We start from the raw sequence: 17,189 nt of genomic DNA on the forward strand, positions 1-17,189 counted from the left end.
ACCAACTAAAGTTGTCTCCCATGCGCAGAGCCAGGCCCTTTGTCCCGCTGCTGACGGTAGTTTGCCTCCTCCTCTCCCTCTCAAGCTTTACGCGTGCTCAGCAGCGTCCCGCCATCACCGGCATCGCCTTCGTCCGCATGTACACCGCCGACCCCACAGCCTCCGCAGCCTTCTACGGCAAAACTCTCGGCTACGGACACGCCGAAAGCAACGGCATCACACACTACTCCGTCAACGATCTGCAATGGCTTGAAGTAGAAGCTCTCCCCACCCCGGCGCCCACTAGCCGCCTCGCCGCGGTAGCCTTCACCACCCGTGACGCCGCAACCCTACAGCGTTATCTCGAAGCCCACAACATCGCCATCGAGCATCCTCTCTCGCACGGAGCCTTCGCCGTCCACGACCCCGAAGGCAACCTGATCTACTTCGTCCAGGAGGGAACCAAAGTTCCCGGCCTCCCCGTCGCCTCACCCAACGCGCCCTCGCACCGAATCATCCACGTCGGCTTCCTCGTCAAAGATGCCGACGCCGAAAACCGCTTCTACCGTGACCTCCTCGGCTTTCGCCCCTACTGGCACGGCGGTATGAAAGAAGACAAGACCGACTGGATCAGCCAGCAGGTTCCCGACGGCACCGACTGGCTCGAGTACATGCTCGAAGGCGGCCCCAACCCCTCAGCCAAAACCCTCGGCGTCCTCAACCACTTCTCCCTCGGCACCCCCCACATGCCCGACGTCATCGCAGCCCTCGCCCGCAACCAGTGCGAAGGCCCCAACTGCACCAAATCCCAGATGGGCAAAGACGGCAAGGTCCAGCTCAACCTCTTCGACCCCGATCTCACCCGCGTCGAATACATGGAGTTCCAACCCTCCGGCACGCCCTGCTGCTCCCCCATCCTCGGCAAGCCGCCCACCGAGACCGAAAACCGTTAGCGCCTCCGCAGCCAGCCAGAAATCAGGAGCATCGACCATGCCCACCCGCCGCGACTTCCTCCGTCTCTCCGCCCTCGCCACAGCTGCCGGCTGCACCCTCGGCCGCAGCAGCTTCGCCTTCGCCGCCGGCGCCCCGTTCAACTATGGCGTCCAACTCTACATGGTCCGCAAGCAGGCCCCGCAGGATCTCGCCGGCATCCTCCAATCCATTCAGCAGATCGGCTACACCCAGATCGAGCTCTTTCCCCTCGTCTACACCCACCCCGCGCCTGAACTCCGCAAGATCGTCGCCGACTCCGGCCTAGGCCTCGTCTCCGCCCACTTCGACTACGCCAGCGTCCCCACCAAAATCGAGTACGCCCACCAACTCGGCCTCGAATACATGGTCTGCCCCATGATCCCCAAAGACCAATGGAACCTCGATGGCTTCCGCAAAGCCGCTGCCGACTTCACCACCTGGGGCCAAAGCGTCCACGCCGCCGGCATGCAGTTCGCCTTTCACAACCACTGCTACGAGTGGGCCCCCCAGGGCCTCACCACAGGCTTCGACGAGCTCATGAAGCACACCGACCCCGCCTACGTAAAACTCGAGCTCGACATGTACTGGCTCGCCCAGGCCGGTCAGGACCCGCTCACCATGCTCACCCGCTACGCCAACCGCGTCCGTCTCCTCCACCTCAAAGACCGCATCGCCAACGCGCCCACTGGCTTCATCATGGGCCCCGAGGCAAAGCACATCACCGAACTAGGCAAGGGAACCCTCAACTGGCCCGCCATCTTCGCTCAGGCGCACAAGCAGGGCATCCGCTACGCCTACGTCGACCAGGACGACACCGCGCTCCCCATCCTCGAAAGCCTCAAAGAAAACTTCGCCTACCTCCAAACCATCAAGGCCTAGAGCGTACCTCGCGCGTCAACAAACTCCCGTCTCGGAGTGCGAGCATCGTCTGCACTCGCTGCAGAACGTATGGTTCATCCGGTGAGCGCAGATCATCAGCACGCTCCCCGTCATCGTCACGGCGACCTCATACCCATGCGACGGCAGCCTCCCGCCAAAGAACGCACCCGCAAAAATAAACCCCAGCCCCAGCGCCATCAGCCCAAGAATTCGCCGCCGTCCATGCGTCCGAAACCCCTTCACCAGCGCCATCGCACCCAGCGCTGCCACCCCCACCGCCAGCGCACGATGCGTCCTCTCCTCGCCAGGAATAAAACGCGCCATCACCACCGACATCGACACCAACACCGGCGTCACTACGCAATGCACCAAGCAGAGCGCAGAAGCACACACCCCCAAATCATCGGCAGAAAAACTCGAAGCCCGCAAAGAAACACTCATTTTCAAACTCTTTCCACAAAGAAATGAAAGGCTGATTCCATCAACCTATTCGCTATTGATATTCTATTATCATTAACGTGGTTAAGTCTCCTCCCCACAGGCATCACATCAGAAGAAGAAAGCCTAAGCCGTAGTCACCGCAGGCAGAATCTCCGACACATCCACCCACTGCGTCGGATAGTCCCCCGTATAGCAAGCCGTGCAGAAGCTCCCCGGCGACAACCCATCCACCGGCTCCCCCTTCGTACAAGCGTGCGTCAGCCCCACCAGGCTCAGATACGCCAGCGAATCCGCTTCGACAAATTCGCAGATCTCCGCAACAGACTTGTTCGCCGCAATCAAATCTTTCTTCGAAGGCGTATCCACCCCATAAAAACAAGGCGAAATCGTCGGTGGACAAGAGATCCGCAGATGCACCTCGGTTGCCCCCGCAGCCCTCACCATCCTTACAATCTTCCTCGACGTCGTCCCGCGAATGATCGAGTCATCGATCAGCACCACGCGCTTACCTTCCAGCAAATTCCGCATCGGGTTCAGCTTCATCCTCACGCCGAAGTCCCTCACCCGCTGCTCCGGCTGTATAAACGTCCGTCCCACATAGTGATTTCGAATCAGCCCAAAGTTAAACGGAATCCCCGACTCCGCCGCATATCCAATCGCCGCCGTCACACCCGAGTCCGGCACCGGCACAATCAAATCCGCTGGCACACCCGACTCCCGCGCCAACTGCCGCCCCATCTCTTCGCGCGACTGTTGCACCCACCGCCCAAAGATCTTCGAGTCCGGCCGCGCAAAATAAACATGCTCAAACACACAGCTCGCCTGTTCTGTCGTCGTGTTGAAGTAGCGGCTCGTCACGCCCTCCTCCGACACCATCACCAACTCACCCGGCTTCACGTCGCGCTCATACTTTGCATGCAGCAGGTCGAACGCGCACGTCTCGCTCGCAAAACAAAACGTATCCGGAGCTCCGTCCTTGCCTTCAATTCGTCCCATCGCCAGCGGCCGAAACCCATGCGGATCACGCGCAGCAAAGATGCGATTCCGCGTCATCATCACAATCGAAAACGCCCCCTGCACCTGGTTCAGAGCCTCTGCCATGCAGTCGATCAGCGTGTTCTTCGTCGAGTGCGCAATCAACTGAATAATGATCTCTGAGTCCGACGTCGTCTGAAAGATCGCACCATCGCGCTCCAGCCGCTCCCTCGCCGTCCCCAGGTTAATCAGGTTGCCGTTATGCGCAATCGCGATCAGTCCCTTCGTGCTCTCGACCGAAATCGGCTGCGCATTCAGCAGCGCCGAATCTCCCGTCGTTGAGTAGCGCGTATGTCCAATCGCAATATGCCCTGGCAGCTTCCCCAACACATCGTCGGTAAAGATCTCCGACACCAGCCCCATGCCCTTGATGTCGTTCACCTGCTGCCCATCCGCGCTGGCAATCCCCGCCGACTCCTGCCCACGATGCTGCAGCGAATACAAACCCCAGTAAGTCATCCGAGCCGCGTCAGGATGGTTATAGATCGCCATCACTCCACACTCTTCGCGCAGCTTATCGAACGGCGTCTCATCTTCCACTTCGTCTTCAGCGTCCAAGTCGGCACCCACTCCGTTCAAGTCCCCGCCGGCCCCCCTCGAAGTCGTCATCCTGAGTGAAGCGAAGGATCCCTGTATTCCGTCGTTGTCCGTTCTTTGCCTGTCACTCTGCACTTTGAGCGAAGTCGCAGCGGAAGAATCTGCTGTGACAAGCTCGTCAGCCACCAACTCGTCCTCAACCAGAAGATCGCTCATGCCGTCACCACCTCTGCGGCCAACTGTTCTTCCAGCGCGCCCGTCCACGCCGCCTTCAACGCAGCGATCGGTTCATCAATCAGTTTCTTTCCATTGATCGAACACTCGTAGTTGCCTGCAGTCACCTCGCCGAGCGGCGCCATCCACATCTTGGGATGCTCAGCAAGCAAAGTCCGAATCGCTTCCACGTTGCTCGCCTCGGCAGAGACAATAACCGACGAACCAATCTCGCTGAAGAAACGTTCCTTCAACGCAAACGGCTCGCTCTCAGAGACATTCATCGCCACGCGAACTCCCAACTCTCGCGGAAAGCAAGCCTTCGCAAACGCAACCGCCGAGCCACCATCCGAGATGTCCATCGCTGAAACCAGCAAACGCTTCTCCGCAAGCGCGGCAAGCGCCTTATGCAGCGCAGCCTCTTCCTCGAGATTCAGCAGCGGCGGAGCGCCCCAAAGCTCATGCATCACCGTCTTCGCATACTCGGTCGATCCAAACTCCCGTTCGATCTTCCGCCCCTCGCCTTGAAACGCCGAAAGGAACAGAATCACATCGCCCGCTTTGCGAAACGCAGAAGGCACAGCCTTGGTCACATCATCGATAATCCCAACGATCCCAAGCACCGGCGTAGGATAAATCCCCTCGCCTTTCGTCTCGTTGTAGAGCGAAACATTTCCACCCGTCACCGGCGTTCCCAGCGCAATACAAGCCTCGGCAATTCCATCGATCGCCTGCGAAAGCTGCGCCATAATCTCCGGCTTCTCCGGATTCCCGAAGTTCAAACAGTTCGTAGCCGACACCGGCATCGCACCAGTACACGCAACCTTTCGCGCCGCCTCAGCGACAGCATGCATCGCGCCAAGCTTCGGATCGAGATACGTCCATCGCCCGTTGCCCGCCAGCGCCATCGCCAATCCGCGATCGCCCTTCTCCGCTTCGGTAAACTCATGCGAATCATCCGGCAAAACCACCGGATTCGTTGAGTCCAGGCTATCGGTCGCAAGCGTGGCCTCGCCCTGCGGAGTCGACGAAGCTACCAGGTCCGCCAGTTTTCCCAGCAAGCCACGATGACGCGCGGCTCCTGTTGTCTTCCCCGTGCCCTTGATACGGATCACGCCTGCCTCACCACCCGGTCCCTGCACCGTGTTGGTCTGCACCATCGAGTCATACTGCTCATACACCCAACGCTTATCGCAGACATTAGAGCTCGCCAGCAGCAACTTCAAATCTGCCGTCAGGTCCCGCGGCCTCTTCAACTCTTCCAGCACATGCGCCGGCGGATCCAGCGGCACCGGAGCCTTCCAAACTCCCACAGGCCGGTGATACACCGGAGCGTCATCGGTCAAGCTCCTGTTCGGAATATCCGCCACCAGCTCCCCATGCTGCGTGATCACCATATTCGGCTTCTCCGTCACCACCCCGACGATCGAAGCATCCAGTCCCCACTTCGCGAACACATCCAGAACCTCCTGCGCTCGCGCCTTATCGGCCACCAGCAGCATCCGCTCCTGGCTCTCGCTCAACATGATCTCGTAGCTCGACATCTTCGTCTCGCGCTGCGGCACCAGATCCAGCTCCACCGTCAACCCAAGATCCCCACGCGCGCCCATCTCGCAAGTCGAGCACGTCAAACCAGCCGCACCCATATCCTGAATCCCAAGCACCGCGCCAGTAGCCATCGCCTCCAGGCAAGCCTCCAGCAACAGCTTCTCCAGAAACGGATCGCCCATCTGCACATTTGGCCGCTTCTGTTCTGAGCCCTCCGTAAACTCCTCAGAAGCCATCGTAGCCCCATGAATCCCATCGCGGCCTGTCTTCGCGCCCACATAGATCACAGGATTCCCAACGCCCGTAGCCTTCGCATAAAAAATCTCATCGCTGCGTACCAGCCCCAGCGCAAAGGCATTCAACAGCGGATTGCCCGAATAACAAGCCTCGAATCGCGTCTCTCCGCCAACATTCGGAACACCAAAACAGTTCCCATACCCAGCCACGCCATGCACCACGCCTGTCGCGATCTGGTGATTCCGCCTCCGCAGCGACTCATCCGCTTCAGCCTCATCCAAAGGCCCAAACCTCAGCGAATCCATCACCGCCAGCGGCCGCGCATTCATCGTAAAGATGTCCCGCAGAATCCCACCCACACCCGTAGCGGCACCCTGGTAAGGCTCAATGTAGCTCGGATGATTGTGCGACTCGATCTTGAACGCACAAGCCCACCCATCACCCACATCGATGATCCCGGCGTTCTCCCCCGGCCCCTGCACCACGCTCCCCGGCCCGGTCTTGCGTTCACCCTTCGTAGGCAGACGCTTCAAATGCACCCGCGAAGACTTATAAGAGCAGTGCTCCGACCACATCACAGAAAAAATCCCCAACTCAGTCAGGGAAGGGGTGCGTCCAAGCGCCGTTTCAATGCGCGTGTACTCCTCCGGAGTGATACTGTGCTGCTTGAGCAGCTCCGGAGTAATGGTGGCTGGAGAGGGGACTTTGGCTTGCTGGGCTTGCAAATTTGGCATGGCTCGCTATTAAGATTGTCGCACGCTAAGCCCCCTGCTGCACCTCACCTCCGCTCCAGCGCCGCCCGATCCCACTTCGCCACATCCGCGGCAGCCCCATACGCGCTCTCCAGAAACTCCATCAGCGCCTTCTCCGGAGCCGCCAACGCCCGCACCAAGTCGTACTTGAACACAAACTCCCCCAATGCCTTATCCCACCCGGCCTCACCAGGCCGAATCGTCGCCTCCGACAGCCCCGCCGGCACCGGAGCCGCATAGCAGTAAAACGCCGCCGCCCCATACCCACCGTTCCCCGGCCAGAACCCCGCCGAGATCACCTCATGCGAATAAGCCTCCCGCTGAATCATGTCCGCCCCCGGCCGCGGAGGCGCAACCCGTCCAGAAAACCGCGTCACCGCCAGATCAAAGCTCCCCCAGAAAAAATGCACCGGGCTCACCTTCCCCAGAAACCCCGTCCCCCACGCACGAAACACCTTCTCCGCATGCACCAGCACCTGCCAAAATCGGTGCACATACTCCGGGTCATACGACTTATGCTCCGTATCGATATCGAACCGCACCGGATGCGCCACCTCCACCGGCATCGGATTGATCTTCACCGAAACCCCAAGCACCTCCAGGCACCCGAGATATTCCTTATAAAAATCCGCCACCGTCCGCGCCTTCAGCTTCATCCCCTGAGACCCACCCGACCCCATCCGCAAATGCAGCTCATGCGCCACAAAATCAAACTCAATATCCAGCACGTCGTCCCCATAGTTCATCGCCGAGGTCCCCAACCCCCGCGCCGTCACATACAGCGGCACATTCCACCAGTGGTTCTGCAGCGGAGTCAACGCCAGCCGCGTCTTACCCACTATCTGCGTCCACATATGCAGCGTATCTGCCGTCGCCGCCCAGTCCCCCCACGCCAGCTCAGGCCACTGCGAAGCTCCGCTCATAACACCTCCCAAACACTCACAAGCCGAAAGCATACGCCGCAGCGAAAAACCTAGCTCCCCGTACTCCCAAACCCCTTCACGCCCCGCGGAGCCTCCACCAACTCACTCACCTCTTCAAACGCCGCCTCGATCCTGCGCACAATCCGCAGCTGAGCAATCCGGTCCCCGGCCTTGATCTCCACCGCCGCCATGCTCAAATTCGTCATCACCACCTTGATCTCCCCCCGATACCCCGGATCGATCACCCCAGCCAGCGTCGTTACCCCGCGCACCGCCAGCCCCGACCGGTCCTCCACCAGCGCTCCATGCGTCGAAGGAAACTCCATCGCCACGCCCGTAGCCACCGCCACCGTCGCCCCAGCCTCAATCGTCGTCCCCGCCACTGCATAAAGGTCCGCCGCCAGGTCCCCAAACTCCCCCGTATGCGCATACCGTGGCAACTGAGCCTCAGGCTGCAACTTCACCACCCGAATCCGCACCAAATCCTCCGCTCCCAACCCCATCAATCCTCCAAAAGAATCATTCCGAAGACACTATTCTCGCCCAAGCCAGAATTACGTCCCTTTTATCCACATCTCCACAGCATCTAACCGATTTTGTATCCCACCTTTGGGGGAGAACCACGTGCTCATTTTTCGGCTTTTCCTCGCCTTCTCGGAGTCAAATCACTAACGAGGGACGTCTACCTATGCAGTGCCCGAACCAACAGGAGAGTCGTATCGTGGCCATCAATACCGAACAGATGACTGTAGCTCCTCTACGCCGTACCACTGACCCTTCCCCAACCATCTGGCTGAAGCGCCTCATCGACAGCGGCACCCTTTACATCCCCCAGAACCTCAACCCCACCCAGTTCGCCACCCTTCAGGCGATCACCCTGCTCCTCTCCCATTCCGGCTCCTACTATGCCGCCTCCCGCCTCGACGCGACCCTCGTCACCAGCGCCGCTTCAGCCCCACCCGACGCCCCCGCGCCCCCCATCGCCTTTGACTACCGCCTCGGTCTCGACGAGATCGAAATCATCACCCGCACCCGCACCAACTACTCCTTCACCGAACTCCCCTCCGAGCTCCAGGACGCCGTCCTCAGCCTCATCGCCTCCCGCGACCTCACCAGCCGCAAACTCGACCTGGCCCACTGGCTCGAAGACCTCCACTACCAAACCCTCGAACTAGCAGCCTGAAGCAGCGTTACCGTCCTTGCAGTCGAGTTTTTCTGAGATTTGTCATCTCGACCGAAGCAGCGGACAGTCTCACCGTCCACTGCGCAGTGGACAGACCCCCCGTATTTCGTTTTCCACCGGCTGCTGCTGCTTCGTCGCAGTTCCTTCCTTTTTTTGATCATTCCGCAACTTGAGCGTGACTGAACTTCATCGCCAAAACTCGACGCTACCGCCTATCGCTTCCGCATCCGCAGACTCTGCCAACTCCCATCAACAGTCCACCCGCCATCCACCGCAAGCGCCTGCCCATTCACAAACCCACTCCGCTCAGGCTCTGCCAGAAACAAAATCGCCTGCGCAATATCCTCCGGCGACGCAAACCGCCCCATAGGATTCGCGCCCTCGATATCCGCATCGTTATAGCCACCACCCACCTGATCCGCCACATCCATCTCCGTCTTCACCCACCCCGGACACACTGCGTTACACCGCACGCCACGCCCACCCCACTCCGCCGCCAGCGTCCGCGTCAACCCAATCAGCCCATGCTTCGAGGCGTTATACGCCGACCGATCCCCAATCCCCACCAACCCCGCAATCGAAGCCACATTCACGATGCTCCCGCTCTTCTGCTCCAGCATCATCGCGCCAAACGCCTTCGCCAGCAGAAACGGAGCAAGCAGGTTCACCTTCAACACCCGCAGAAACGCTTCGCCTTCCACAGTCTCCGCCGGAGCAATAAAGCTGATGCCCGCATTATTCACCAACACGTCCACGCGACCCCACCGCGAGCGCGCCACTTCCACCGCACGCTTCACCACCGCCTCATCCGAAATATCCCCCAACACCTGCTCGACGACAACGCCCGCCTTCTTCACCGCCTCCACCGTAGCTTCACAAGCCTGCAGATCCATCAGCAACAACCCATACCCAGCCGCCGCGAGGACCTCCGCAGCCCGACGTCCAATCCCCTGCGCCGCCCCAGTAACAATCGCAACTTTCATGCTCCAAGCTTAGTTGACCTTGCCATCGCTTGCTTTTTTGGTGTCATCCCCGACGGGGATCTGCTGTTAGTTGGCCAGTTTGAGCACTTCGCATGAGAAGATGTCTCTCGAATGATGCAGAGTCCCCATCTTGAAGCCATCTTCACCGCAGTCGGAGTGATTTGGGTTGGTGGCTGGGGGTTCCTAATGTTCCGCCGCCCTGAGTTTTTTGCCAGGATCAATGTACGCTTCGGGATGAAATGGTTATCTGGCCCGAAATACATATCTCTTACGAAGAAAATTGGAATTGCTGAGATGGTTTTGGCGATCCTTTGCGGGATGGGCTTTCTGATTAGGGCAGCTTTTGGGTGGATGAGGCTCTAACCAAGTCCGATCTGTCCGCTATCGATCTGTTGCTGCTGTTGTCGCTGCTCTTTTTTTTTCGCCATCCTGCCCCTGAGCGTTAGCCAAATGGGAAGGATCACTATTACTTCGCTCTGTAAAATTCGATGATCTCCCCACCACCGCAGATCCCGTCAAGCCCCAAACATACGAAAACCCGCTCCAGTCGCGGTTTTTGAGGTGGCGCATTACCCCCTTCCAACGCGGTACAATTAAAGAACAAACCTCGTTGCAAAGAGAGCCGGCCGCTCAGGGTAGAGCAGCCGCAACTTCAACAAAACAAGTATTTTGCGCGTAAAATATCTAGAATCAGTATTTTGCAGACATCACCCCCTTGTAAGCTAATCAAAACAATAGACTTACTTGCAAAATACCCCCGAGGCAAGGGGGGGGAGGGGGCTGGCCGATATCAATGGAAAGAAGGAAATTAGAGCACCTATCGTTGACCCCCCTTCAGGAACGCGATACACTCATTAAGTTTGGCGCTGCAACCCATGTGTCTTCATCTCAAGGGTTGCAGGGACGACAGGCTTAGGCCCGGCGGTCATTGAAAGTACAGACTGCGATGGCTTGACCGGTTGGCTTACTGTAGTGCTCCTGTATGCGCCCATGCAGCACAATCTATTTTCTGAAGAAAGCGGTCAGCATCACGCGACCCCGCTTGAGGTTCTAGTCATGTACGCAGTCATCCGCACCGGCGGCAAACAGTATCTGGTCTCCCCTGGCGAGAAGTTGAAGATTGAAACAACCGCCCACGAGAACGGCAACATCGAATTTTCCGACATCCTCGCCGTCAGCGGCGAAGAGGGCAAGTTCGAGTCCGACCTCACCGGCGCCAAGGTTCTCGCCTCCGTCGTCGCCCACGGCCGCGGCGAAAAGATCCTCGTCTTCAAGCTAAAGCGCAAGAAGCAGTACAAGAAGATGCAGGGGCACCGCCAGAACTTCGTCGAGGTCAAGATCAACGAGATCCTCGTCAACGGCAAGAGCTTCAAAGAAGCGTAAGACAAAGCTTCCCCAAGTTTAGTTTTTGGAATTCAAGATTCAGTGAGCGCAAAGGCCCAGAGGGCAGCGCGAAAGAGGCAATCGAATGGCACATAAAAAAGGTTTAGGTTCTTCTAAAAACGGCCGCGACTCAAACGCCCAGCGGCTCGGAGTCAAGGTATTCGGTGGTCAGACGATCCTCGGCGGCGGCATAATCGTCCGTCAGCGTGGCACCCCGCTCAAGCCCGGTGCCAACGTCGGTCGCGGCAAGGATGACACCCTCTTCGCCAAGGTCGACGGCATCGTCCGCTTCCAGGACAAGGGCCAGCACGGCCGCTTCGTCAACGTCGATCCTGCAGAGCTGACCTCAGTTCCCGTCTAAGCACCACAGTTCACCAGCAACTGACCATCAGTTACCACGTAGTCACCACAAATTTGCATCAAGAAACCCTGCCTAGGCAGGGTTTTCGCATTTCAGAGATCACTGTAAGTTCGAAGTCACAAAATCTGCGCACACCCCGACCCACCTCATATCATGAGGGCGATGGACAACCGCACAGACTAGACTCGTGAAGCCGCCAACAACTCGATGCTCGCCGGAATACGCTCTCCAGGAGAGCCGGCAACCATCTCTGCTGTCGCCGCCGCGGTAACAAGCGCCCCAGTCGTAGGAACTCGCTTGCTCTGGAAGCACTGCCGGCAAAGCACCGGGCGCCCCTGCGTCGGCTTGAATGGCACGGTGGTCTCAATCCCGCACTCTGAGCACTCGGTGCGAGTCTCGGTCCGCGACAGGCCTGCCGCCGCCGGCCCGGTACCCGCCTTCAATCCGACCCCTGAGCGTTTGGACTTGCACGGCTTACAACGCTTTGGGTCGTTCTTGAATTGTTTGTCGAAGAAAAAAAGTTGTTCCCCAGCGGTGAAGATGAACTCGCCGCCGCAGTCTGCACAGGTTAATAGCCGATCCAGAAATTCCATGCCGCTTCTCCCGTCCTACGGAGGAAGAACACTCAGGAGGTCGATCGTGGCTGACACCGCCGAGGGGTCTACCTTTAGTGAAGATCGTTACTTTTTGGATTTGAAGGGGCCCAGAACTACACGTTCGTGGAAACATCTCGTTTGCCGGTCAATGTGAGCTTATGAATAAGCTCTCTCTGCCGGGGCTAGATGATAGCGGGAGTCCATCTCTAGCGATTGGGTGGGCCGTCTCGTCAAACTCCTCATCAGAGAAGGAGACGGCCCACTATGGTTACGGAGCTGAAACTAATCCTGCTCCTTACGGACCTTCTTGCGATTACGCTTGCGTGCAAGCGCTTCTTTCACACGTTTCTTCTCACCTGGTTTTAGATAAAAAGAGTGACGCTTGACTTCCTTGATGATGTCTTCTGTCTGCACTTTGCGCTTGAAGCGCCGCAGGGCATTCTCAAGGGGTTCGCCTTCTTGTACTCGAACCTCTGCCAAGAAAAATACACCTCCAACCAGTCCCAATGGGGATATCTTCTAGAATACTCGTCTTTTCAGAGAAAATCACATAAATCGTTGGTAATTCAGAGGCGAGTACCGTCTTATGTCTTGCACTGAATAGTTTTGCAGGCACAGCGTAAAATCTCTTCCATGATCCGAGCGTTTCAAGGAATTAAACCGGTAATTTCTACCAGCTGCTACATCGATCCTTCAGCTCAGATAATCGGCGACGTAATACTCGCAGAGCAAGCCAGCGTTTGGATGAACGCGGTCCTACGTGGAGATGTCAACTCGATCCGTATTGGCGCCCGCAGCAATGTGCAGGATTGCGCTGTCTTACACGGCATGCGCAATTTATACCCGGTCATAGTTGGCGAGATGGTCACGATCGGCCACAACGCCACCGTGCACGGCTGTGTGCTTGAGGACGCAGTCCTCATCGGCATAGGCGCGACAGTACTCAATGACGCGAGGATTGGCGAGGGCTCCATCATCGCGGCAGGAGCGGTCATTCCGGAGCATACGGTGATCCCGCCGAACTCGCTGGTCGCTGGTGTACCGGGCAAGGTGCGACGAACGCTTGGCGATGCGGATCGGGAGTTGATCCTGAAGTACGCGCAGAACTACCTGGACTACACGGCGATCTATCTGGCAGAAGCAGCCGGTGAGTAAACCAGGCGTTGGTTCGCTACACTGGATGTGATGGCTACTTTGAAGGCAGTACGCGGGACTCGGGATCTGTTACCTCCGGAGACTGCGCTTTGGAACTATGTGGAAGCTACGGCCAGAGCCGTCTTCGCACGTTATGGGTTTGGGGAGATTCGGACACCGGTCTTTGAGGATACGGCGCTGTTTGCGCGTGGTGTTGGCGAAGAGACTGATATTGTCTCCAAGGAGATGTACACGTGGCAAGATCGCACTCGCGCTGATAGCGATAGTGCGCAGAGCCTGACGCTAAGGCCGGAGAATACGGCTGGCGTTGTACGCGCGTACATCGAGCACAAGCTTGCTGATACTGGAATGCTGCAGAAGCTGTTCTACATCGGACCGCAGTTCCGGCGCGAGCGACCGCAACGTGGAAGATATCGGCAGTTCTGGCAGATTGGGGCTGAGGTGCTTGGACCGGCTTGGTCGGGTGCTGATAGTGCGCTGCGCGATGCTGAGGTTCTGGAGATGCTTTCTACCTTCCTGAATGAGCTTGGTGTGAAGGGATGGAAGCTGGAGGTGAACTCGGTTGGTTCGTCGACCGATCGGCCGAAGTACATCGCTGCGTTGCGGGAAGCTTTGGCTCCGGTGAAGGACAAGATGAGTGCGGATAACCAGCGTCGAGCAGAGACGAATCCGTTGCGTGTGCTGGACTCGAAGGATGCTGGCGATCAGGAGATCATCGATGGTCTGCCGAAGATCGCTGACTTCCTGGATGATGCGAGCAAGGAGCACTTTGCGCAGGTGCTTGCTGCGCTTGATGCTTGTGGAGTTGCTTATACGGTGAATCCGCGGTTGGTGCGCGGTTTGGACTACTACACGCGGACGACGTTCGAGTTCACTGTGCCTGATGGAAGCGGTTTGGGAACTCAGAACGCTCTGCTTGGTGGTGGAAGATATGACGGATTGTCGGAGTTGCTTGGTGGTCCGAAGGCTCCTGGAATTGGGTTCGCAATTGGGGAAGATCGGTTGATCCTTACGCTTCAGGCTCAGGAAGCTGGGACGAAGGAGCAGAAGCTCGATGCGTTCGTTGCTCCGATGGGAGTTGAACGGAATGCTGCTGCGCTTGCGCTTGCTCAGGAGCTTCGTCGAGCAGGACTTTCGGTTGAGGTTGGAGATGGAAGTTTCCGCCTGAAGAAGTCCTTCGAAGCTGCCGATAAGCTCGCTCGGAGAATGGTGATTGTCGGCGAAGATGAGGTTTCATCGGGTATTCTGACGGTTAAAGACTTTAGTGCTGGAGATCAGACGAAGGTTCCTCGAGCTGAACTTGCGGATTTTCTGCGCGCTTAGTGAATCTGCTTCCTGATTAGCTCCTTGCGAGCGACTTCGATTTTGAAAGTGATGAGATCATGTTGGATTTTTTAGGTAGTTTGCAGCGGACCCATATGTGTGGCGAGCTTCGCGTGGAGCAGGATGGGCAGCCGGTGGTGTTGATGGGTTGGGTGAATCGCCGGCGGGACCATGGGAACCTGATCTTTCTCGATGTGCGGGACCGGAGTGGGATTACTCAGGTCGTGCTCGATAAAGAGGTGTCCGGCGAGGCGCATGCTAAGGCTGAGGCTGCGCGGTCGGAGTACGTGGTTGCGGTGAAGGGTAAGGTTCGGCGGCGCGGTGCGGGCCTTGAGAACCCGAATATGCCTACCGGCGCGATCGAGGTTGTGGCTAGCGAACTGCTGCTGCTCAATGAGGCGAAGACTCCTCCGTTTTCTCCAGCCGATGACGCGATTGCGAATGAAGAGGTTCGGTTGAAGTATCGCTATCTTGATTTGCGGCGGACGGAGATGCAACATAACTTCGCGCTGCGCAGCAGGGTTGCGATGGCGATTCGCAACTACCTTGTTGAACAGGGTTTTCTTGAGATTGAAACTCCTTTCATGACGCGATCTACGCCTGAGGGAGCGCGTGATTATCTGGTGCCGAGCCGGGTGCACGCGGGAAGCTTTTATGCGCTGCCGCAGTCGCCGCAGATCTTCAAACAGATCCTGATGATCTCGGGGTTCGATAAGTACTTTCAGATTGCTCGATGCTTCCGCGATGAGGATCTTCGTGCGGACCGGCAGCCAGAGTTTACGCAGATCGACCTTGAGATGAGCTTTCCCCAGCAGGAGAAGGTTTTTCGCGTGGTTGAAGGTTTTCTGACTGCTGCGTTCAAGACGGCTTCGATCTCGTTGACGACTCCTTTTGTGCAGATGACTTATGACGATGCGATCAAGAACTATGGGATCGACAAGCCGGATATGCGGCTGCCGGCGATGGTGTCGCTGACGGATGAGTTGACTGCTGAGTTGCGCGAGACGTTGAAGATTGAGAAGGAGCTGCCGGTGCTTGGGTTCGTGATTCCCAGGGCGGGTGCGCTGAGCGGAACACAGAAGCGTGCGTTGGTGGAGGAGATTCGGGCTACGTTTGGCGACTCCGGCTTGGACTTTTTGGATGTGGCTCGGTTGAAGACGAATGAGTCGTTTGCTCCGTTGGCTTCTACGATTGAGGCGAAGCTTTCGGAGGAGCAGACTCGGTTCGAAGGTGCTTCCAGCCAGGTGGATGCCGCTGATTTAGTCATTGTAGTAACTCCCAAGATTGGTACTCCGGCTAAGTGGAACTTTGATCCGCAGTGGATCTATAAGCGGGTTGGTGCGTTGCGGTTGCAGCTTGCTGCTAAGTTTGCCGACAAGCATGGACGGTTTGTGAAGACTGGTACTGAGGCTGACTACAAGTTTCTTTGGGTCACCGACTTCCCGATGTATGAGTGGGATGAGGAGACCAAGGTTTGGAATGCTGCGCATCATCCGTTTACGTCGCCGCATGAAGAGGACATCAAGGCGGGGCGGCTGACGAACGACAAGGGAGCTGTGCGGGCGCTTGCTTACGACATCGTGCTGAATGGAACGGAGCTTGGTTCGGGCTCGATTCGTATCCACCGGCAGGATGTGCAGGCGGAGATCTTCCGGTCGCTGGGCATGTCGGATGCAGAGGCGAAGGAGCGGTTTGGCTTCTTCCTGGATGCGCTGGAGTATGGCACACCTCCGCATGGCGGCATTGCGTTGGGACTGGATCGGATTGTGATGATTCTTGCTGGTGCGACTAGCCTCCGTGAGGTGATTGCGTTTCCGAAGACGGCGAAGGCGATCGACCTGATGGTCGATGCGCCTACGCCGGTGAGCGATCAGCAGATGCGGGAACTGCATTTGAAGACTGTGGTTAGAAGCTAACTGCCCACTTCGCGTGGGGCGGTCACTTCGTGACTTGTATACCCCTTTGGGTGGCCCTCCCGTTGGTCGGGATGAGAGTATTTGCTGCCGACCAGCGGGAGGCTCTTGGCGAAGCCGATATACGCGTCACGAAGTGACCGCTGCCCGCGCAGGGCGTTCTAATATCCTTCGATCTCTTCTTCTTCGTCGTCATCGAGGGCGAAGTCGGCTTTTTCATCGTAGTGATTGTTGATCTCCACGGTTTCGCCCGGTTGTGCAACGTCCAAACCTTCTGGGCTTGATTCGACGTCGCGGACGATTTTGGGCGCGTAGGGTTTGGTATTGAGGCTTGTGGCATTGTGCGATGCCAGCTGAAGGCCGTAGAGCAGCGCCGTGGCGCGGCGGGTATCAAGCTTTCCAGTAGCAAGGGCATTGACGACGACGGACAGAGCGACCTGTACGGACTCGCGATCTTCGAGGGCGGTGAGCTCGATGTGCTGGCCGGGGACCAGGTAGCCGCGTGAGGCTTCGGTAGTGCGATACGCTGCGTGGCGCTGGTGGAGGCGCGAGTGAAAGTAGCACCAGATGCCATCGGTGAGCGATGGAGCCTGGCATCGAGTTCCGTTTGTTTTGACATGGCGGCAGAGTGTGTATTGCATGCGTTCTCCCACGGGGGTACCCCCCCTATTGCCTGCGTGTAAGTCCTATAGTTGCAGTGAGATAGCGACAGCCGTGGCCGCTAAATTCGTGCAACCAAAGGAGTTGCGTCCAAATTCGTGCCAGCAAAGGACTTA

The 17,189-nt window shown here is 57.8% G+C and carries 18 protein-coding genes; 9 read left to right on the plus strand and 9 right to left on the minus strand.

Annotated features, from left to right (window positions below; translation table 11 throughout):
* Window positions 1–20 precede the first annotated feature (20 nt).
* A complete protein-coding gene (locus tag RBB76_RS11530; RefSeq protein ID WP_429632646.1) occupies window positions 21–932 on the plus strand; it encodes a VOC family protein in 912 nt (303 codons plus the stop codon).
* 37 nt (window positions 933–969) lie between these two features.
* Window positions 970–1,830 (plus strand): sugar phosphate isomerase/epimerase family protein, encoded by an 861-nt coding sequence (locus RBB76_RS11535; protein WP_429632648.1) that lies wholly within the window; start codon window positions 970–972, stop codon window positions 1,828–1,830.
* A gap of 15 nt (window positions 1,831–1,845) precedes the next feature.
* Here RBB76_RS11535 and RBB76_RS11540 read toward each other — a convergent pair whose 3' ends face one another.
* The 5 genes from RBB76_RS11540 to dut all read right to left on the minus strand — a co-directional run bounded on the left by RBB76_RS11540 (window position 1,846) and on the right by dut (window position 8,019).
* Entirely contained in the window at window positions 1,846–2,271 is a 426-nt protein-coding gene (locus RBB76_RS11540; RefSeq protein WP_429632650.1) for a MerC domain-containing protein, read from the minus strand.
* A 123-nt stretch (window positions 2,272–2,394) separates the two neighbouring features.
* Window positions 2,395–3,798 carry an amidophosphoribosyltransferase gene (purF, locus tag RBB76_RS11545; RefSeq protein WP_429632757.1) on the minus strand — a complete coding sequence of 468 codons (1,404 nt, stop codon included), beginning with the start codon at window positions 3,796–3,798 and terminating at the stop codon, window positions 2,395–2,397.
* Between the two features lie 257 nt (window positions 3,799–4,055).
* Window positions 4,056–6,575 carry a phosphoribosylformylglycinamidine synthase subunit PurL gene (gene purL, locus RBB76_RS11550; protein ID WP_429632652.1) on the minus strand — a complete coding sequence of 840 codons (2,520 nt, stop codon included), beginning with the start codon at window positions 6,573–6,575 and terminating at the stop codon, window positions 4,056–4,058.
* A 44-nt stretch (window positions 6,576–6,619) separates the two neighbouring features.
* Entirely contained in the window at window positions 6,620–7,516 is an 897-nt protein-coding gene (locus RBB76_RS11555; protein WP_429632654.1) for a DUF5996 family protein, read from the minus strand.
* 50 nt (window positions 7,517–7,566) lie between these two features.
* Complete coding sequence (dut, locus tag RBB76_RS11560; protein WP_429632656.1) at window positions 7,567–8,019, minus strand: dUTP diphosphatase; 453 nt, start codon at window positions 8,017–8,019, stop codon at window positions 7,567–7,569.
* A gap of 218 nt (window positions 8,020–8,237) precedes the next feature.
* Here dut and RBB76_RS11565 point away from each other — a divergent pair, with 218 nt between their 5' ends.
* Window positions 8,238–8,699, plus strand: a complete 462-nt coding sequence (locus tag RBB76_RS11565; RefSeq protein ID WP_429632658.1) for a hypothetical protein — start codon at window positions 8,238–8,240, stop codon at window positions 8,697–8,699.
* Between the two features lie 212 nt (window positions 8,700–8,911).
* Here the strand turns inward: RBB76_RS11565 and RBB76_RS11570 are convergent, their stop codons facing one another.
* Complete coding sequence (locus tag RBB76_RS11570) at window positions 8,912–9,682, minus strand: SDR family NAD(P)-dependent oxidoreductase (protein ID WP_429632660.1); 771 nt, start codon at window positions 9,680–9,682, stop codon at window positions 8,912–8,914.
* Window positions 9,683–9,793: 111 nt separating this feature from the next.
* Here RBB76_RS11570 and RBB76_RS11575 point away from each other — a divergent pair, with 111 nt between their 5' ends.
* From RBB76_RS11575 to rpmA, 3 genes are all read left to right on the plus strand, one after another.
* Window positions 9,794–10,045, plus strand: a complete 252-nt coding sequence (locus RBB76_RS11575; protein ID WP_429632662.1) for a hypothetical protein — start codon at window positions 9,794–9,796, stop codon at window positions 10,043–10,045.
* 693 nt (window positions 10,046–10,738) lie between these two features.
* Window positions 10,739–11,065, plus strand: a complete 327-nt coding sequence (gene rplU / locus RBB76_RS11580; RefSeq protein WP_183974659.1) for a 50S ribosomal protein L21 — start codon at window positions 10,739–10,741, stop codon at window positions 11,063–11,065.
* An 85-nt stretch (window positions 11,066–11,150) separates the two neighbouring features.
* Window positions 11,151–11,426, plus strand: coding sequence for a 50S ribosomal protein L27 (gene rpmA, locus RBB76_RS11585; protein WP_179580270.1), 276 nt, complete (start codon window positions 11,151–11,153; stop codon window positions 11,424–11,426).
* A 179-nt stretch (window positions 11,427–11,605) separates the two neighbouring features.
* On the opposite strand, the gene RBB76_RS11590 is transcribed toward rpmA, so the two are convergent.
* Complete coding sequence (locus tag RBB76_RS11590) at window positions 11,606–12,019, minus strand: zinc-ribbon domain containing protein (RefSeq protein ID WP_429632664.1); 414 nt, start codon at window positions 12,017–12,019, stop codon at window positions 11,606–11,608.
* A 285-nt stretch (window positions 12,020–12,304) separates the two neighbouring features.
* On the minus strand, window positions 12,305–12,502 hold the full coding sequence (rpsU, locus tag RBB76_RS11595) for a 30S ribosomal protein S21 (protein WP_014267628.1): 198 nt from the start codon (window positions 12,500–12,502) through the stop codon (window positions 12,305–12,307).
* Between the two features lie 264 nt (window positions 12,503–12,766).
* Here rpsU and RBB76_RS11600 point away from each other — a divergent pair, with 264 nt between their 5' ends.
* Genes RBB76_RS11600 through aspS form a run of 3 tightly spaced genes read left to right on the plus strand, consistent with a single transcriptional unit; the run spans window position 12,767 to window position 16,416 of the window.
* Window positions 12,767–13,177, plus strand: coding sequence for a gamma carbonic anhydrase family protein (locus RBB76_RS11600; RefSeq protein WP_429632667.1), 411 nt, complete (start codon window positions 12,767–12,769; stop codon window positions 13,175–13,177).
* 30 nt (window positions 13,178–13,207) lie between these two features.
* Entirely contained in the window at window positions 13,208–14,500 is a 1,293-nt protein-coding gene (gene hisS, locus RBB76_RS11605) for a histidine--tRNA ligase (protein ID WP_429632669.1), read from the plus strand.
* Window positions 14,501–14,559: 59 nt separating this feature from the next.
* Window positions 14,560–16,416 (plus strand): aspartate--tRNA ligase, encoded by a 1,857-nt coding sequence (aspS, locus tag RBB76_RS11610; RefSeq protein WP_429632671.1) that lies wholly within the window; start codon window positions 14,560–14,562, stop codon window positions 16,414–16,416.
* A 158-nt stretch (window positions 16,417–16,574) separates the two neighbouring features.
* Here aspS and RBB76_RS11615 read toward each other — a convergent pair whose 3' ends face one another.
* Window positions 16,575–17,054 carry a hypothetical protein gene (locus RBB76_RS11615; protein ID WP_429632673.1) on the minus strand — a complete coding sequence of 160 codons (480 nt, stop codon included), beginning with the start codon at window positions 17,052–17,054 and terminating at the stop codon, window positions 16,575–16,577.
* Window positions 17,055–17,189 lie beyond the last annotated feature (135 nt).

The sequence above is a fragment of the Tunturiibacter psychrotolerans genome, from assembly GCF_051013365.1.
In the GTDB taxonomy this organism is placed as follows: domain Bacteria; phylum Acidobacteriota; class Terriglobia; order Terriglobales; family Acidobacteriaceae; genus Edaphobacter; species Edaphobacter psychrotolerans_A.